Genomic DNA, 17,839 nt, shown 5'->3' with positions numbered 1-17,839 from the left:
ATGAAAAAAACAATTTTATTCAGTACACTTTTGATGAGCGCTAGTTTATTGGCTCAGAAAAAGAATGTCACAATGGAAGATGCTGTACTTGGATTATCGACGAATTTACGTATCGAAAATCTAAATCAAGTACAATGGATTCCTAATCAGAATGCATACACGCAAAATGTAAAAACGTCTTATGGAGAAGCTTTAATCAAGAAAGAAGTTCCTTCTCTTAAAACTGATACAATTTTTAGAAGTTCTCAATTTGAGAATAAAAGAATTCCTTCTTTGAATTGGATTAATGATAAGCAAGCCTATTATTCGACAAAAACGGGTTACAAAACAATTACAACTGCTGGTCAACAAAACGATTGGTTGAAATTACCTGATAATGCAGAAAATGTAGAATTTGATGCAACGAATAATCAAGTTGGATATGTGGTTGATAACAATTTATTTTTTGTTGATAAAACTGGAAAAACGCATCAAATTACCAAAGACGGAAAATATGAAATCGTGAATGGAAAATCGGTTCATCAAAATGAATTCGGGATTCACAAAGGAATTTTCATTTCGCCAAAAGGAAATTTAGTTGCTTTCTATAGAATGGATCAAACTGTTGTGACTGATTATCCAATTATCGATTGGTCGGTGCAACCTGCAGTGAACAAAAACATCAAATATCCATTTGCTGGAACAAAAAATCATACCGTTACATTAGGTGTTTATAATCCAACCACTCAAAAAACGATTTTCTTAGAAACTCATCCAGAAGTTGATCATTATTTAACTTCGGTTACGTGGTCGCCAGATGAAAAACATATTTATATCGCGTTACTTTCTCGTAATCAAAAACATTTGGAATTGAATCAATACGATGCAGTTTCAGGGAAATTGATTAAAACATTATTCAAAGAAGATGATGCAAAATATGTAGAACCTCAAAATGAATTACATTTTATTCCAGGAAAAAATAATGAGTTTGTTTGGTGGTCGCAACGCGATGGTTTTATGCATTTGTATCGTTTCAATACAGATGGAAAATTATTAAACCAAATCACAAAAGGAGATTGGATTGTAACAGATCTTGTTGGAGAAAATGCGAAGAAAAAAGAATTCTTAATTATGACAACAAAAGATTCTCCGAAAGATCGTCATTTATATGCGGTAAATTGGGAGAATGGAAAGTTGCGTAAAATAACAACAGATGCAGGAACGCACAATGTTTCGGTTTCAACGAATGGAGAATATGCAATTGATAATTGGAGCAATGATAACACGCCGCGTAAAATTGATGTGTTGGATGCAAATGGAAAATTCAAACAAAATATCTTAACTGCTCAAAATCCTTTAGCAAATTACAATACAGCGAAAGTTGAAAATGTAATGTTAAAGGCAGATGATGGAACAGATTTGTATGGAAAATTAATCTATCCAACAAACTTTGATTCTTCGAAAAAATATCCAGTTATCGTTTATTTATACAATGGTCCTCACGCGCAATTAATCACGAATCGTTTTCCTGCAACAGGAAATCTTTGGTACGATCATTTAGCGGAAAAAGGTTATGTTGTTTTTACAATGGACGGGCGCGGATCGGCGAATAGAGGTCTTAAATTTGAGCAAGCGATTCATGGAAATGTCGCAACTATAGAAATGAATGACCAAATGAAAGGTGTCGATTTCTTGAAAACTTTACCTTTCGTAGATGCGGAACGAATGGGAATCCATGGTTGGTCTTATGGTGGATTTATGACAACATCTTTTATGTTGCGTAAACCTGATGTTTTTAAAGTTGGAGTTGCTGGTGGACCAGTTTTAGATTGGACGCAATACGAAATTATGTACACGGAGCGTTACATGGAATCGCCACAAGATAATCCTGAAGGTTTCAAAAACACGAATTTAATTAATCGTGTAAAAGACTTAAAAGGTAAATTATTAATGATTCACGGAGCGCAAGATAATGTGGTTGTTTGGCAACATTCGGTAGACTTTATCCGCGAAGCAGTGAAAAATGGTGTTCAAATGGATTATTTTGTTTATCCTGGACATGAGCACAATGTTCGTGGAAAAGATCGCGTTCATTTGATGCAAAAAATTACAGATTACTTCGATTTATATCTTAAACCAGAAAGTACATCTCAAAAATAATATTCAACAAAAAACCACTTCGCAAGAAGTGGTTTTTTTATTGAATATTATAATAAATTTAAAGTTTACAATTCCTCAACCAACCACGACGGATAATCATCTACATACTTCCATTGATTGTTTACTTTCTCAATAAAAATAAAACTGCGACAAATACCGTTTCTGCAATAAAAAGACACTAAATAGCACCCCTTACTTAAGCTTTTATTAAATACAGCTCGATAAATTTTACTTGCTTTGACACAAAAATCACCTTCACAGGGCTTTGAAAAATCAGTGTATTGATAATAACTATGGTTTAATTCTTCTCGTGATATGATTTTGTCTGTGCCTTTATAATCAATTTGTTTTTTTATTAAATCAAGATAATCTTCTCCAATAATAGTATCTAAACGAACCAAATGGTTTTTTTCAAAATCATCTAACAACATCTCGTATGCCCCTTGCCAATTTTCCTTTTTTTGCAAATTACTGCTACCTATGGTGTATTTATATGCAAAAATCGTATCACTTATTTGAACGGATATTTTATTCGTTTTTAATACATCAACCAAAGAATCAGAGAACGTATCAAACTCATTTAAGCCTTTCTTTAAATCATTTTTCTTAGCCTCATCTTCTTCCATAGCAATACCCATTTTCAAACCGAAAAGAGCCAATTCATGTCCTTTAGATCCTTTTAAATAATTTGCGATGGAATTGGGATTACTATTTAAGTATTCTGCAAAGGTTTCTTTAATGATGCTTTTTTCGGTTTCAAAATCTATAGATTGTGCGAAAGAAACATTGAAAAGAAAAAGGAAAAACAAAATAAATTTCATATTTGTTGCTTTTAAAACATTTTAAAAATCTAAATCATCAAATTGTTTAATAGTTGATAAATAAATGGGCTTGTTCGTTTTTAGGGTTTCCCAAGTATCTACAAAGTTTTCTTCATATTCTTTTCATATATCTAGATATCAAACAAATTATTAAACAAATCTACTTCTTCGTAAACTCTAATTTCTGATCTTCTTCTTCAACTACAAAAGACTTTTTATCTTTTGCAAAAGTTAATTCAAATCCAGCTTGTTCGTTCAAAAATTTACCTTCACCTTGATATTCTAAAGGAAAAGTTTGACCATTAAAAACTAAATTCAATTTATCGTTTTCACCTTTTAACACGAACTCAGCATTAATTTGTTTACTAAAAAATGTTCCTGCATAATCTTTTAGATTAATCTTTTCAACTGGTTTTGCATCTGCCATGTTGAATGTGTTATTCTTCAAATCTACATCTGGCAAAGCACCTTTTGGATCTAGTTTAACCGTCGAAACTTCTTTTGTAGATGGTACTTTAAATGTCCATTCTGTATTACGTTTCCAAACTTCGATTGGTAATTTTACTTCCTCTGATGTTCCGTCCTTGTAATTAACTTGTACTGTTGTAGGCATTGGTAACTGTCCAAAATTTTCAACTTTTAATACTAAGCCTTTTTTGTAATCACCATCTACATATTTCGCGCTATTAATTCCTTGATCAATTGTCCATTTATTCATAAACCAACCTCTCCAGAACCAAGATAATTCTTCTCCTGAAACATTTTCCATTGTACGGAAAAAATCTTCTGGTGTTGGATGCTTAAATGCCCAGTATTTGATGTATTGACGCAATGCTTTATCAAATCTCTCTTCTCCCAAAATAGTTTCACGTAAAACAGTCATTCCCGCTCCTGGCTTATAATAAAGTAATGCTCCAATATTACGTTCGCGCATGTTATCAGGCTGCGTTGTTACAGGCTCTAGATTCTCACTGAATAAAAATCCAGCCATTCGTTGCGCAGATTTCTTTTTGTAATACTCTCCGTTATTGAAATTTTTTGTCGAAATATCATTGATAAATGTATTGAAACCTTCGTCCATCCAACCGTGTACACGTTCGTTAGAGCCAACAATCATCGGGAACCAAATGTGTCCAAATTCATGATCTGTTACACCCCAAAGACTTTCTCCTTTCGAATTCATGTGGCAAAAAACAATTCCAGGATATTCCATTCCTCCTTCGTTACCTGCAACATTTGTTGCTGCTGGATAAGGATATTCATACCATTGTTTTGAGTAATGCTCGATTGAAGCTTTTGTATATTCTGTTGATCTTCCCCAAGCTGCTTGTCCGTCACTTTCTACAGGGTATGCAGAAATTGCCAACGATTTTTTCCCACTCGGAAGATTAATTTTCGCAGCATCTAAAATAAATGAAGTAGAAGACGCCCATGCAAAATCACGTGTATTCTGAATTTTAAATTTCCATGTTTTTGTTCCATTAGAAGTTTTTGCAGATTTGTTAACCTCATCAGCAGAACGAATTACAACAGTTTTTTCGCTGTTTTTCGCTTCGTTCCATCTTTTTACTTGTTCTTTAGAGTAAACTTCACTTTCATTTAATAATTCACCCGAACCAACTACATAATGGCTTGATGGAACTGTAATATTTGCTGTTACATCTCCATATTCTAAATAAAATTCACCTGGACCTAAATAAGGTAAAGTATTCCATCCCATTATGTCATCATAGACAGCCATACGAGGAAACCATTGTGCCATTGTAAAAATCTTTCCATTTTTAGTTGGTTCAACTCCCATTCTATCAGCTCCATAATCTGGTGAAACAAACGAATATTCTACTTTTATTTTTACTTTACCTCCACGTGCTTTCAATTCATTTGCTAAATCAATTTGCATGCGTGTATCGGTAATTGTGTACTTCGCTTCTTTACCATCAATTTGTACTGATTTTATCTTGTAACCTCCTTCAAATTGCGATGACGAATCTCCATAACGACTACCAGACATTGGTAATAATGAACTACCGCGCGAATCTTTTTTGAATAAATTTTGATCTAATTGTAACCAAAGAAATTCTAAATTATCAAAACTATTATTGGTATATGTAATTTCTGAAGTTCCAGAAATTTCGTTCTTCTCTTCGTTCAAACTTACATTCAAATTATAATCCGCACGATTTTGCCAGTAATTATGACCAGGTTTTCCGCTTGCAGAACGAGTTTCTGTTGCGTTATTTTGATAAAAAAAAGGTTTAAACGCTTCTTGATAATCATACTTTGGTTTTTCTTGACCAAAAACAGATATCGAAAATAAGCTTAAACCTAACAATAATGGTTTGAAATAATTTTTCTTCATGTGTGAAATTTTACAGTAATTATAAAATTACCTCATATTTTTCAATATGAGGTAATTTTAAACTTTATAATTATTCTAAAATCTTCGTTTGAAGCTTTTTAAATTCTTCTGGAGTTGATTTTTTTGGTTGATACAAATCTGGTTTCTTCGACCATTCGACTTCCATCTTATAAAAATCCTCTGGATTAGAGATTTTACCATTGATAGAGTTGTCTACAAAGACTTTCCAACGCTCCAAATAAAGCGATCCTAACAGTCCGTTCCAATCTTTGTGTGCATAATCACGCAATGTTGTTCTTGGTAAATTATCTGGTCCCCAAAATGTAATTTGTCCTTTTGCATTGTACATTACATTTTTAGCGTCAGGTAAATTTTTTCCAAAATCAGTAGCTTCATCTAACCAACGATTTAAAGTGAAAAATTTATTGTTTCCTAACAATTCGTCCTGAGTTTTTACCATATCTATAAATGCGTTTCCTGCATTCTTTATTCTCTCTTTATCTTGGTAATTAATTGTCGATACTAAACGTGCATAAGCGTCATCTCCTTTATCTGACCAAACTTGGCGTAGAAAATCTATTTTATCTGTTTGATATGTCTCTACATCTTTGAATTGATCATCAGCTTGAACAAAAATTTTGACCGCGTTTTTGAAACGTTTAATATCATAATTTCTCTTTCTTGTTCCCCAAGACGAAACTGGATTTACGCTAAGTGAAGGACGTGCTGCGTAAATTGTTTCTGAAGGTCCTTCTTGATAAACTTCTGGACTTGAATAAACTGTTTGAGCAAACTCTTTCCAAGCATTAATAATTTGTTGATTTTCTTTTCCGTAACGGTAAACTGTGTATGCTTTTAACCATTCATCAAGATTTGGTTTATCTTCTTGCCAAGCCATGTCTAGCATCAAATCGTATGCAACAGGATTATTAATTATACCTTCCGGAATAATTCCGACACCTTTTAAATATTGTCCATATTCAGAATTTTTTGCACGATAAACCTCGTCTATAAAACGTTGTAATTTTCCGTATAAACCGTTCTTTTCACCAAAATTACTTACGTTAGACCAAATAAAACTTGTTCCGTTATATCCTTTTCTATTGTACCAATTGTCTGTATTTTCTCCAAATAATTCAATGATTAGTGTATTCTCTTTTTTTAATCCTTTCAGGATATCGTCCGAAGGATTACTCTGCCAACCTTGTAAAACCCAAGTAGAATTTGGATAGTTTTTTTGCATCGTTTCCTGTACATGCTTAGCTACTTCAGGCACGTTTACGCCTTTCGTTTTACCTCCTTCATGAAAAGGCTCACCTCCAAAATATTTGATATCGTTTCCGTATAATTTCTTCATTTCATCGTAATAAATATCGGCTACTTTAGAAAAGTGAGAACTTGTCGGAACTAAAATTGCTGGACGCGTAAATTCTGTAAATACCCATTTACCTTGATCAATAACTGGAGCATCTTTAAAACCTTCTTTCTTATTTAAATCATGAGGAACCATTCCGTAAAAACCTTGTAAAATAGGCTCGATTCCTAAATCTTTCATTCGTTTAAGAATCTTTTTTTGTAATTCTGCTTGTTGATCTATTAATTGATTACTAACAGGTCCGCCCCAACCTTCAAGATTCCCCATTAACCACCAAGCTGTAAAAGCTGGTCCAGGAATAATAGCTTTCGCTTCTTGATCTGTATAACCTAATTTGATTAACGTATTGTACCAAACTTTTTCTGTACCAACTGGTGCTAACATAATATTTACACCATTTAAAGCCATCCAATCCAATTCTTTTTCCCACTCGTCCCATGTATAAAAACTAAATGAGTAATTGATTGTACAATAGTTTAACGCATAACGATAAGGTACAAATGATTTCTTTTTTATAGGTTGTGTAACTTCAGGTAATTTTTTAAGATTTTTAACATTATCACCCATATGCGAAATACTTTGATTAGCGACATGTTTTACATACCAATCTAATCCACGAGAAGCTGCACTTGTAGACGATGCAGATATATAAAGTTTATCTTTCTTTGTTTCGATAATGAAAACATCTTCATTATTTTCTTTCGGAATCTCCTTTAATGAGACTTTATTCTTTAACCATGGAAATTGTCTTGTGGCTAATTCTTTTACAGCAGAATACTGTGCGTTAAGTTGAATACCGAAAATAAATAAGGTAAAGCAAGTAATAAATTTCAGATTTTTCATTCTAATGTTTTGATTAGATGAAATTAACATTTTTTTTTAATAAAAAAAACTCACCTTAAAAAAGATGAGTTTTCTATATATTGTATTTTTTAAAGAAAATTATTTCTTGTTTGCATATAGAACAGGATTCAAATCCTCGTCATTATACATTTTCATTTGTTTATACACTTTCATGTATTTGTCACCATTCTCAAAATCTGATAATAATTCTTCAACAGCTATAGATAAATCTTGATGTTGTTGATTCAAAACATCCAATTTTGCTTGACAAGCAGCTTTGTGTTCTGCTGTTGCATCTGTACGTTCCGCTTCTTGCTTCATGTGGTAAACCTTAAGCGACAAAATAGAAAAACGGTCAATTGCCCAAGCCGGAGATTCTGTGTTATACTTAGCGTCTTCTTTTACCTCAACATTAGCATATTGTTGTAAAAACCAGCTATCCACATATTCTACCATATCTGTACGTTCTTGGTTTGATTTATCAATCCAACGCTTCAATTTTAAGGCTTCAACTGGATCAATTTGTGGATCACGAATAATGTCTTCTAAATGCCACTGAACTGTATCAATCCAATTTTTCTTGTACAATAGGTGCGAAATTAAATCTTCTTCGCTATAAGGATTCTCGATTTGACGATTTACATCATCATATTGGTGATAATCATTAATACTTTGATTAAAAATTGACCAAGCTTTATCTGTAAATTTCATGTTTTGTGTTTGTTTATAAAATAAAAGCATTGTAGTTGAACATACAATTACAATGCTTGTTTATTGAATTAAAAATAATTTTAATTTTCTTTTTTCTCAGAAGTTGTATCTGTAGCTTCTGTTTTGTTTTCGTCTTTTGTTGCTTTCTTAAATTCGTTTAAACCCGAACCTAATCCTCTCATTAATTCAGGAATTTTCTTCCCTCCGAATAATAATAACACAACAAGTACGATTACGATCCATTCTTTTCCGCCTAATCCCATACTGAATTGATTTTAATGCAAATATATTATTTATTTATCACATTCCTGCTACCCAAAGGGCAGGATTTTGTTTCGATGTTCCACTCCAAACTTGGAAATTCATGACTGTCTCTCCATCACCACTTGTATAAACAGTTCCTAATGATTGACCTCTTTTAACATCATCTCCTTTAGAAACACTTACACTTGATAAGTTTGTATAAACTGAATAGTATGAACCATGTCTTACTAACACTGATTTACCATTTCCTGAAACACTCATTACAGCTTGTACGACACCTTCGTATACAGCTCGTGCTTGAGCTCCTTTGTAAGTTGAAATATCAACACCACTATTCTGAGTAGTAATATTTGATAAGACTGGATGCGAGTTAGAACCAAATCTACTTACAACAGTTCCTTTATCTACTGGCCAAGGTAAGCGCCCTTTATTTGATGAAAACTCTCCTGAAATTCCATCAGAATCTGGACGTTCTGCATGCGTTACAGATGGTTTTACAGCATCTACTTTTACAACACGTTCTTTTTCTGGAACTTTAGTTACAACTTTTTGTTCTGCTTCTATTTTTGCTTTACGTTCTGCTTCAGCTTTCGCAGCAGCAATCTTACGTGCATCGTCTTCTTTCTGAGCTTTTAATCTAGCCTCTTCTTCAGCTTTACGTTGCGCAATAATACGCTGACGTTCTGCTTCAGCTTCTCTTTCTAATTGCTCAAATTTAGAAACTTCTGTTTTTGCAGTTGATACGAAGCTACCAGTTGGATGATGATTTAAATATGATTGATACGCTTGTTTTGTATGCGCCGAACGTGCAATATTCCAAGCTTTTGCATCATTTTCGATACGTAAGATAGCTGTTTTAGCAGACTTCGCATAATCTCCTTTCGGGTTATCTCTTAAATACTCGTTATAAGCAGCAATTGTATTTCCACGTTTAGCTTCATTCCAATCTTTCAAATCTTTCTCTGCACGAATCTTCGCTTGACGAATTTCTTCTTCAATAATTGCTTTAATTTGTGCATCAATTTGGCGTTGTTGAGCTTCTTTCGCATTAATTTCAGCCGCAATAACGCCTTCATTTTTTCGGAATTCCTCAACAGCTTTTTCCTTTGTTAGACGTTCTTTTTCTAAATTTTGAGAAAATAGCACTTGCTGAGAAAGTACTTTATCCTTGTCTTGTTTAGCTCTTTCTTTCTTCGCTTTTTTAGTCTGAATATCAGTTTGTTTACCAATAATCTCATTCGCTTGTCCTAATTGAAAAGCCGAATATTTTTCTAAGTATTTGATACGACGATAAGCTTCTCCTAAACTTTTAGAAGAAAGCACAAAAAGCAATTTATTTTCGACAGATTTATTTTTGTAAGCTCTAACTAAAACCTGTTTGTAGTCTTTTTTTAATTCCACCAACTCGCGCGAAAGTTTATTAATCTCTAATTGAGTTAAATAAATTTCGTCTTCGATGAATCTTTTCTCTTTACTTAAATTGCCAACCAATTTTGTCTGAACTTGTATTTTTTTAGACAAATTCTGTACATAATCAACATTTAACTTCGAGTTTTTTTGATTCTCCTGTAATTGTTTGTTTAAGTTTAAAATCTCTTTTTTAAGCTGAGCATTCTGTTTTTGTAAGTTCGTTTTATTATACGGAACTTGCGCAAACACAGCCAATGACAACGTTAAAAATATGGTTGATAAAACAAACTTCATTATTTTATTTCTTTTTTCTTATACCCATCTGGAATTGAGAAAGGTGTATTCGTTTCTTGAAACGTAAAACTATTATATTCCAAGTCTATTTGACGCGTTTTTTTCTCTTTTATAATAATTTTAACATTTTTAGGAAATTCCTCTGCTCCAGCTGTTACCCAATTACTATATGTCAAATCTACTTCCATCATACGTTTTGGATCTTTTAAATGCGCTTCTTTTAATCGAAAACCATTATCAAAAACATATGTTTGTATGTATTCGCCTTCTTTTGGAGAAGTTGAAATTGATTGATTTTTATTATAAGTAACCGTATATTGATTATTTGTAAAATTCGCTGTATAATCTGCAGGATTTAGATCAACAAAAACTTTTCCTAACATCAAATTTTGTAATTTTTGATAATCGATAAAATCAACTTTCAATAATTTATTTGCGATAGAAAAATCTCCCTCATAATACGTTCCACCGATTTTTTCGTAAGCCGAAAAACCATTTGGCGTAATTAAGGCGCGAGCTCCTGTAAGTCCAAATTTCGTTGCATTAACCCATATCTGTTTTCCGTTTTTTACAGCAATAGTAGCATTTGCATCACCCAAATCTGCTGTCACTTTCGCTTTGATCGTTAAATCTTTGAATGATGACTTTTTTGACAAGGTTTGCTGAATAATCTTTGCTGAAGCTGATACAACTTCAGTATTACTATTTTTATCAACTTTTACTACTTTCTGAGTATTACAAGCTGTTGTAAGAACTCCTAAACAAAAGATATACGTTAATTTCTTGATCATAATTTATTAAGCTTCGTGAGATTTAAAATCCAATTCTGAGTAATCTCCTAAACTGATACTGCGCGAAACACCATAATATTTGGCATTATTTCCTATCATTGTATCTGTAAGATTTGCATTACTGATGATTGAATTTTCTTGAATCAAACTGTTATCAATATTCGAGTTTTCAACAACCGTTCCATTTCCTAATGAAACAAAAGGTCCAATTTTCGAATTTTTAATCACAACATTTTCTCCAATAAAACATGGCTCGATGATTAATGAATTGTCAATTTTTGCAGAAGAAGAAATCGTTTTAAAATCTTCTTTATCTAAATTCAACACACGTGTATTGGTATCAACTGTAACCGCTTTGTTACCACAGTCCATCCATTCGTCCACTTTTCCAAGCGTAAATTTATCACCTGCAGCACGCATATTTTCTAATGCATCTGTCAATTGATATTCACCTCCTTTTTGAATATCATTCTCCAATAAATATTCAATTTCTTTATATAGCTTTTGTCCATCACGGAAAAAGTAAATCCCGATAATTGCTAAATCCGATACAAATTCTTTTGGTTTTTCAACGAAATCTGTAATAACATTGTTATCATCTAATTTCACTACACCAAAAGCCGAAGGATTTTCGACTTGTTTTACCCAAACAACGCCATCCGATTCCATATCTAATTTGAAATCTGCACGAAATAATGTATCTGCATACGCCACAACCGTTGGTCCGTCCAAAGCTTCTTTCGCCATCCAAATAGAATGTGCTGTTCCAAGCGGCTCTAACTGATGACAAATTGTTCCTTTTGCTCCTAATTTCTCTGCAATTGCAATTAAATCAGCTTCAACCTCAGCGCCAAAATCACCAATTACAAAAGCAATTTCGTCAATTTTTTCTGAACAAACTTTTGCAATATCTTCTACCAAACGATGTACGATTGGTTTTCCGGCAATAGGGATTAATGGTTTTGGTGTTGTTAATGTATGAGGGCGTAAACGTGAACCACGTCCTGCCATTGGGATAATAATTTTCATTTTATTTCTAAAAATATTTTTTGTTAGATTGATATTTTATAATTGGATTAATTCATTTTTTAGATTCTTCGACAGGCTCAGAATGACACTTAAATATCTTCTTGAACTCAAATCAGAATGACAAAAAAATTATTGTTTTCCTGTACTTCCGAAACCTCCAGCTCCGCGTTCAGTTTCATTTAAAGCGTTTGATTCTTCCCACTCAACAGTTTCGTGTTTCGCAATCACTAATTGTGCAATACGTTCACCGTCGTTGATTGTCACTGCTTCGTTAGAAACATTTGCTAAAATAACACCGATTTCTCCACGATAATCAGCGTCGATTGTACCAGGAGAATTCAAACAAGTTAAACCATATTTTAACGCCATTCCACTACGAGGGCGAACTTGCGCTTCGTAACCTGCTGGTAATTCGATACTCAATCCTGTTGGAATTAATCTTCTTTCCAAAGGTTTTAATTCAATTGGTGCATCAATGTTAGCCGTTAAATCCATTCCAGCCGATAAAGCTGTTTTATATTCTGGTAAAGCGTGTTTCGAGATATTGATAACTTTTACTTTCATCTTTATTTTCTTAGTTTTTTAAGTGTATTTTTTTCCGCAAACGCAATAAACGCAATGTACACGATAAGTATTAGATTGCCAATTATTAAATTAGAATCGAGCATATAATAATTTGTACATGCTAAAGCAATTGCAATTCCCATATACAATAGAATTTTATTCACTTTATATGGAATTGGATAAACTTTCTGCCCCCAAATGTACGAAATCACCATCATTACACCATACGCTAATAAAGTTGTCCAAGCAGAGACCATAAAACCATATTTTGGCAATAAAAAAACATTCAAAATAATAGTAATTGCACCACCAACCAATGAAATTATAGTTCCGATACTTGTTCTATCCGTTACTTTGTACCAAGTTGAAAGGTTGTAATAAATTCCGAAAAATAAATTCGCAATTAAAATAATTGGAACAATATCTAAAGCATTCCAATACGTTGAATTTGGAACAAATATTTTCTTAATCCAATCTATATTTGCTAAAATTCCAAGAATCACAATATTACAAATGATACTGAAAAAGAACAGAATATTCGCATACGTCTGTTTTGCATCTCCTTTTTTGGCAACTTTAAAGAAAAATGGTTCTATACCCATTCGATAAGCTGTTACGAAAAGCGTCATCAATGTTGCTAATTTGTAACAAGCGCCATAAGAACCCGCTGCTGCTGGATCTATTAATTGTCGTTGAACTAATTTATCGAAATTTTCATTCAAAATATAACCCAAACCAGCAATCATAATCGGATATCCGTACAAAAACATTTGCTTGAAAAGAGGTTGATCAAATTTGAATTGAACATGGCGTACAACGCCTATTAACAATACAAAACCTAAAATACTCGCTAATAAATTCGCAATAAATGGATAGGAAATCGCATTATCGAAACCTAAACTTAGCATAAAATCTTTCGAAACATAATACAACAAACCAATTGTCAAAACTGCTTGAAAAACATTCTGAATTACGCGAATTGCTGTATATAATATTGGTCGATTTTTAAAACGTAGAACTGCAAAAGGAATCACACAAATTGCATCAAAAAACGCAATCCACGCAAACCACAACAAGTATTCGGGATGATCGCTATAATTGGCAAAATCAGCCAAAGGTTGTAAAAAAAGAAAAACCAAAACGAGCATCGCAGTAGAACTCATTACCATAAACCAAAAAGCTGTATTCAACACTTTTTGATACATTCCTTCTTCGGTTGCGTAGCGGAAAAATGCTGTTTCGAAACCAAATGTTAAAATGACATTAAGGAAAGAAACCGCAGAATATAATTGAGAAAACATTGCAAAATCTGAATTATCAACTTGCTTGATAATAAAAAAATTCAATGCTAAAATAATTACCCTCGGCAAAATAGAGCCAATACCGTAGATAATGGTCTCACTAAAAAGCTTTTTATACAAAGTCGTTAAAATTTTTACAAAATTGAGTTTCTTTTCGTAAAATTCAAAATACCTAAGCTACAAATTAATTAACTTTGTCTGTTCAATACATATATTATGATAGAGTTATCTAATCGTAAAGTTGGATTAATAGGGAATGGAAGCTGGGCAACTGCGATTGCAAAAATGCTGAATAAAAACCTTGAAACTTTCAACTGGTGGGTAAAAGATGAATACGTAAAAGGATATTTGGAGCGAAATAGACACAATCCAAATTATTTAACTGATGTTGAGTTTAAGTCAGAAAAACTTAAAATATCAACGGATATCAACGAAGTTGTCATGAATTCTGACATTATCTTTTTAGTTGTGCCATCTATTTACGTTGTCGATTGTTTAAGTAAATTAACTGTTCCGTTGACAGATAAATTTGTTGTAACATCAATCAAAGGAATTATTCCTGATCATTATCAATTAGTAGGGCAATATTTGTTTGATAAATTCGACGTAAAAGAAGAACAATTAGGAATTGTAAGTGGACCTTGTCACGCTGAGGAAGTTGCTTTGGAGCGTCTTTCATATTTGACAATTGCGGCACAAGACGAAAACAAAGCGCAAATTGTTGCTGATTGTTTGGCGTGCGATTTTATCAAAACAAAACTTTCAAACGATATTTACGGAACTGAATTTGGTGCTGTATTGAAAAATATTTATGCAATTGCAGCTGGTATTGCACATGGTTTGGGTTATGGAGATAATTTTCAAGCAGTTTTGATGAGTAACGCGATTCGAGAAATGAATTATATCTTGAAAACCACAAGTCCTATGAAACGTAAAATTAACGAATCTGCTTATTTAGGTGATTTGTTGGTAACTGGATATTCGTTTTTCTCGCGAAATCGTATGTTTGGGAATATGATTGGGAAAGGTTACACCGTAAAATCGGCTATTTTGGAGATGAATATGGTTGCCGAAGGTTATTACGCAACAAAAGGTGTGGCAATTATGAATGAACAATATCAAATAAAAGCGCCAATTATCAACGCGGTTCATAAGATTTTATACGAAGATAAAAACGCGAAGAAAACTTTCGAAAAGTTGTCTAAAAAATTAGATTAAGGTGATTAGAAAAGATTTTATTACAAAATACATAGAAGAATTAGCTAAAATTCTAAGTAAACTTTTAAATTTAGAATTTATAGATAATAAGGATGATACTGAATTTCTTTATTATTTTGAACAAATGTTACAATCGTATTACAAGATTGATGATAATAATTTATCAACTTTATTGGAAGCAAACGAAGAACGCGATCAATTTTTATTGGTTGATGAATTGAAAAAGAAAAATATTTTGACGTTTATGAAAGCAATTCGTATTTATCTAAATCGTGAAGATATCACAAAAGCAAAAGCTTCTTACGAAGTCTTGAAACGTATTGAAAGTATCAATTCTGGAATTTTTCAATTCCCCACAGAAGAAGACAATTTAATAGCTCAAGAACGAAAAATTGTGGAAGAAAAAATGAGTAATTTGTAATAAAGTCTTTATTTAAAATATTTCAAAAAGCTGTTAGAAAACTAACAGCTTTTTTTAGGTTAAAAAATATTTTGTACCTTCATCAAAACCTTTAAATCTCTCTTTATGGAAACCTTAGCTTCATTGTTCGGAATGTTATTATGCTTCATTCTACCTATTCTTTTAATCTTTTTGATTGCTTTTTTAGCAAGTAAATCGCGCGAAAAAAAACAAAATGCTCTTTTACAAAAAGTTCCTACAAATGCAGAATTCAAAGCAGTTTTACGTTATAACTTCGGAAATCAACAATCAAAATTTTGGAAAATGAAAGCGTTTCAAGGAAGTGGTGTTTTGTATGTTTTGGACGATCAAATACATTATATCACTACAAATAATCCAAATGATAATTTTATTTTCGACCTAAAAACTTCACAAATCAATTGGATTGGTGTTAATCTTACAAATGGTTTGTTAGAATGGTTTCAGTTGAAAAATGGAGACAAAGATTATTATTTCAATGTCGAAACTGGTTTGTTTATTTTTCATACCGATTCAAAAAAGATGAAAACAATGCAAGTTTTTAATTACTTAAAAGAAGCGCAGAAAAAATATCAATAATGCTAAAACCACTTCACAACGAAGTGGTTTTTTATTTAATCAAAAATCATCAACTCAAAACTTAATGATTTATTTTCCAATTTGTCCGTATCTTTGCGCAAACACAACAAAACAATGCAAATTTTAGACGGTATTAAACTGGCAAAAGAGATCAAACAAGAAATCAAGGAGCTGGTGCAGAATTACAAGGACCAAGGAGTTCGTGTACCACATTTGGGTGCAATTTTAGTAGGAAGTAATGGTGCTTCTCAAACCTATGTTGACAATAAAATCAAGGATTGTCATTTTGTAGGTTTCGAGTCTTCAGAATTACGTTTGCCTGATACAATTTCGCAAGAAGATTTGATTGCCGAAATTGAAAAATGGAACAATGATGATACATTGGACGGATTTATTGTACAATTACCATTACCAAAACACATCGATCAAGAAGCGGTTATCAATGCGATTGATCCTAAGAAAGATGTAGATGGTTTTCATCCAATGAATTTCGGGAAAATGGCGTTAGAAATGGAAACATTTTTACCTGCTACACCTTACGGAATTATGGAAATGTTAGAGCGTTATAACATTGACACAGCTGGTAAACACACAGTTGTGATTGGTCGTTCTCGCATCGTTGGTCGCCCAATGAGTATTTTGATGAGTAAAAACGGAAATCCTGGAAACAGTACAGTTACGTTAACACACTCAAAAACACAAAATTTAGAACAATTTACAAAAGAAGCTGATATTGTGATCACTGCATTAGGTGTTCCAGGTTTCTTAAAAGCTGATATGGTAAAAGATGGAGCGGTTATCGTTGACGTAGGAATTACGCGCGTTGATGACGAAACTAATCCACGAGGATTTAGATTAGCTGGTGATGTAGATTTTGATAATGTAAAAGAAAAAGCATCGTGGATAACGCCAGTTCCTGGAGGAGTTGGACCAATGACACGCGCTATGTTATTAAAAAACACATTGTTGGCATACAACAACAAAAAATAAAATTATGATACACATTGCATCAACAACTGCAGAAGAACAACAATTGATACAAGAAGGGAAATTATTGCCTGTAATGGAACATTTTTACACAATACAAGGTGAAGGAATGTATACAGGTGTGGCTTCTTATTTTATTCGATTAGGAGGTTGTGATGTTGGTTGCCATTGGTGCGATGTAAAAGATAGTTGGGATGCTGACAAGCATCCCTTAACTAACGTTGATGAATTGGTAGATTTGGCAACTTCCCAAGCCAAAACAATCATCATTACAGGAGGAGAACCTTTGATGTGGGATTTAACTTATTTGACAAAAAAACTACACGAAAAAGGTGCAAGAATCCATATCGAAACTTCGGGTGCTTATCCATTGAGTGGAGAAATTGATTGGGTTTGTCTTTCTCCAAAAAAATTAATGTTGCCGTTAGATGAAGTTTGCGAAGCTGCAAATGAATTGAAATGTATTGTGTTCAATAATCACGATTTTCAGTTTGCTGAAGAACAAGCCGCTCGTGTTGGAAAAGATTGTACACTTTTCTTGCAAACAGAATGGAGCAAACGCGACAAAAACCTTCCATCAATTGTAGAGTATGTAAAAGAAAATCCGAAATGGCGTTATTCTTTACAAACACACAAATACTTGGATATTCCTTAGCGATTTATCTGCTTAAAATCAGTTCTATTTATATTCAGTAAACTTTTTTAAGTTATTGTA

16 protein-coding genes are annotated in these 17,839 nt (G+C 32.7%); 6 read left to right on the top strand and 10 right to left on the bottom strand.

Annotation, left to right across the window (positions count from 1 at the left end; genetic code table 11):
• Nucleotides 1–2,139, top strand: a complete 2,139-nt coding sequence (locus tag QHG34_RS09915; RefSeq protein WP_282630024.1) for a S9 family peptidase — start codon at nucleotides 1–3, stop codon at nucleotides 2,137–2,139.
• Between the two features lie 65 nt (nucleotides 2,140–2,204).
• Here QHG34_RS09915 and QHG34_RS09910 read toward each other — a convergent pair whose 3' ends face one another.
• The 10 genes from QHG34_RS09910 to QHG34_RS09865 form a co-directional block, all read right to left on the bottom strand.
• Nucleotides 2,205–2,960, bottom strand: a complete 756-nt coding sequence (locus tag QHG34_RS09910) for a hypothetical protein (protein ID WP_282630023.1) — start codon at nucleotides 2,958–2,960, stop codon at nucleotides 2,205–2,207.
• 160 nt (nucleotides 2,961–3,120) lie between these two features.
• Entirely contained in the window at nucleotides 3,121–5,319 is a 2,199-nt protein-coding gene (locus QHG34_RS09905) for a M1 family metallopeptidase (RefSeq protein WP_282630022.1), read from the bottom strand.
• 70 nt (nucleotides 5,320–5,389) lie between these two features.
• Nucleotides 5,390–7,537, bottom strand: coding sequence for an alpha-N-acetylglucosaminidase (locus QHG34_RS09900; RefSeq protein ID WP_282630021.1), 2,148 nt, complete (start codon nucleotides 7,535–7,537; stop codon nucleotides 5,390–5,392).
• 99 nt (nucleotides 7,538–7,636) lie between these two features.
• On the bottom strand, nucleotides 7,637–8,248 hold the full coding sequence (locus QHG34_RS09895) for a DUF4254 domain-containing protein (RefSeq protein WP_282630020.1): 612 nt from the start codon (nucleotides 8,246–8,248) through the stop codon (nucleotides 7,637–7,639).
• Between the two features lie 80 nt (nucleotides 8,249–8,328).
• Complete coding sequence (gene tatA, locus QHG34_RS09890; RefSeq protein WP_282630019.1) at nucleotides 8,329–8,511, bottom strand: twin-arginine translocase TatA/TatE family subunit; 183 nt, start codon at nucleotides 8,509–8,511, stop codon at nucleotides 8,329–8,331.
• 37 nt (nucleotides 8,512–8,548) lie between these two features.
• Nucleotides 8,549–10,216 (bottom strand): peptidoglycan DD-metalloendopeptidase family protein, encoded by a 1,668-nt coding sequence (locus tag QHG34_RS09885; protein WP_282630018.1) that lies wholly within the window; start codon nucleotides 10,214–10,216, stop codon nucleotides 8,549–8,551.
• Nucleotides 10,216–11,007: a DUF4292 domain-containing protein gene (locus QHG34_RS09880; RefSeq protein ID WP_282630017.1), complete on the bottom strand. Its 792-nt coding sequence runs from the start codon at nucleotides 11,005–11,007 to the stop codon at nucleotides 10,216–10,218. Before QHG34_RS09880 ends, QHG34_RS09885 begins: the two co-directional genes overlap by 1 nt.
• 6 nt (nucleotides 11,008–11,013) lie before the next feature.
• On the bottom strand, nucleotides 11,014–12,036 hold the full coding sequence (locus tag QHG34_RS09875) for a sugar phosphate nucleotidyltransferase (RefSeq protein ID WP_282630016.1): 1,023 nt from the start codon (nucleotides 12,034–12,036) through the stop codon (nucleotides 11,014–11,016).
• 129 nt (nucleotides 12,037–12,165) lie between these two features.
• A complete protein-coding gene (dut, locus tag QHG34_RS09870; RefSeq protein WP_038336568.1) occupies nucleotides 12,166–12,600 on the bottom strand; it encodes a dUTP diphosphatase in 435 nt (144 codons plus the stop codon).
• Nucleotides 12,601–12,602: 2 nt separating this feature from the next.
• A complete protein-coding gene (locus QHG34_RS09865; RefSeq protein WP_280062637.1) occupies nucleotides 12,603–14,021 on the bottom strand; it encodes a lipopolysaccharide biosynthesis protein in 1,419 nt (472 codons plus the stop codon).
• A gap of 96 nt (nucleotides 14,022–14,117) precedes the next feature.
• Between QHG34_RS09865 and QHG34_RS09860 the strand changes: the two genes are divergently transcribed.
• The 5 genes from QHG34_RS09860 (at nucleotide 14,118) to QHG34_RS09840 (ending at nucleotide 17,779) form a co-directional block, all read left to right on the top strand.
• Nucleotides 14,118–15,119 (top strand): NAD(P)H-dependent glycerol-3-phosphate dehydrogenase, encoded by a 1,002-nt coding sequence (locus QHG34_RS09860; protein ID WP_282630015.1) that lies wholly within the window; start codon nucleotides 14,118–14,120, stop codon nucleotides 15,117–15,119.
• 1 nt (nucleotide 15,120) lies between these two features.
• Entirely contained in the window at nucleotides 15,121–15,540 is a 420-nt protein-coding gene (locus tag QHG34_RS09855) for a hypothetical protein (RefSeq protein ID WP_282630014.1), read from the top strand.
• A gap of 105 nt (nucleotides 15,541–15,645) precedes the next feature.
• Nucleotides 15,646–16,137, top strand: a complete 492-nt coding sequence (locus QHG34_RS09850) for a hypothetical protein (RefSeq protein WP_282630013.1) — start codon at nucleotides 15,646–15,648, stop codon at nucleotides 16,135–16,137.
• A 114-nt stretch (nucleotides 16,138–16,251) separates the two neighbouring features.
• The gene (locus QHG34_RS09845; protein ID WP_038336522.1) at nucleotides 16,252–17,127 is read left to right on the top strand and encodes a bifunctional 5,10-methylenetetrahydrofolate dehydrogenase/5,10-methenyltetrahydrofolate cyclohydrolase; all 876 of its coding nucleotides are present in this window, start codon (nucleotides 16,252–16,254) and stop codon (nucleotides 17,125–17,127) included.
• Between the two features lie 4 nt (nucleotides 17,128–17,131).
• A complete protein-coding gene (locus QHG34_RS09840; RefSeq protein ID WP_282630012.1) occupies nucleotides 17,132–17,779 on the top strand; it encodes a 7-carboxy-7-deazaguanine synthase QueE in 648 nt (215 codons plus the stop codon).
• The last annotated feature ends 60 nt before the right edge of the window (nucleotides 17,780–17,839 follow it).

This window comes from Empedobacter sedimenti, from assembly GCF_030005555.1.
Classification (GTDB): Bacteria; Bacteroidota; Bacteroidia; order Flavobacteriales; family Weeksellaceae; genus Empedobacter; species Empedobacter sedimenti.
The sequence above is the reverse complement of the archived record's forward strand: the minus strand, read 5'-3'. Positions and strand labels throughout refer to the sequence as shown.

Coding starts and splice junctions, on each gene's coding strand:
- QHG34_RS09915 (WP_282630024.1), top strand. CDS start 1: ATGAAAAAAACAATTTTATTCAGTACACTTTTGATGAGCGCTAGTTTA.
- QHG34_RS09910 (WP_282630023.1), bottom strand. CDS start 2,960: ATGAAATTTATTTTGTTTTTCCTTTTTCTTTTCAATGTTTCTTTCGCA.
- QHG34_RS09905 (WP_282630022.1), bottom strand. CDS start 5,319: ATGAAGAAAAATTATTTCAAACCATTATTGTTAGGTTTAAGCTTATTT.
- QHG34_RS09900 (WP_282630021.1), bottom strand. CDS start 7,537: ATGAAAAATCTGAAATTTATTACTTGCTTTACCTTATTTATTTTCGGT.
- QHG34_RS09895 (WP_282630020.1), bottom strand. CDS start 8,248: ATGAAATTTACAGATAAAGCTTGGTCAATTTTTAATCAAAGTATTAAT.
- tatA (WP_282630019.1), bottom strand. CDS start 8,511: ATGGGATTAGGCGGAAAAGAATGGATCGTAATCGTACTTGTTGTGTTA.
- QHG34_RS09885 (WP_282630018.1), bottom strand. CDS start 10,216: ATGAAGTTTGTTTTATCAACCATATTTTTAACGTTGTCATTGGCTGTG.
- QHG34_RS09880 (WP_282630017.1), bottom strand. CDS start 11,007: ATGATCAAGAAATTAACGTATATCTTTTGTTTAGGAGTTCTTACAACA.
- QHG34_RS09875 (WP_282630016.1), bottom strand. CDS start 12,036: ATGAAAATTATTATCCCAATGGCAGGACGTGGTTCACGTTTACGCCCT.
- dut (WP_038336568.1), bottom strand. CDS start 12,600: ATGAAAGTAAAAGTTATCAATATCTCGAAACACGCTTTACCAGAATAT.
- QHG34_RS09860 (WP_282630015.1), top strand. CDS start 14,118: ATGATAGAGTTATCTAATCGTAAAGTTGGATTAATAGGGAATGGAAGC.
- QHG34_RS09850 (WP_282630013.1), top strand. CDS start 15,646: ATGGAAACCTTAGCTTCATTGTTCGGAATGTTATTATGCTTCATTCTA.
- QHG34_RS09845 (WP_038336522.1), top strand. CDS start 16,252: ATGCAAATTTTAGACGGTATTAAACTGGCAAAAGAGATCAAACAAGAA.
- QHG34_RS09840 (WP_282630012.1), top strand. CDS start 17,132: ATGATACACATTGCATCAACAACTGCAGAAGAACAACAATTGATACAA.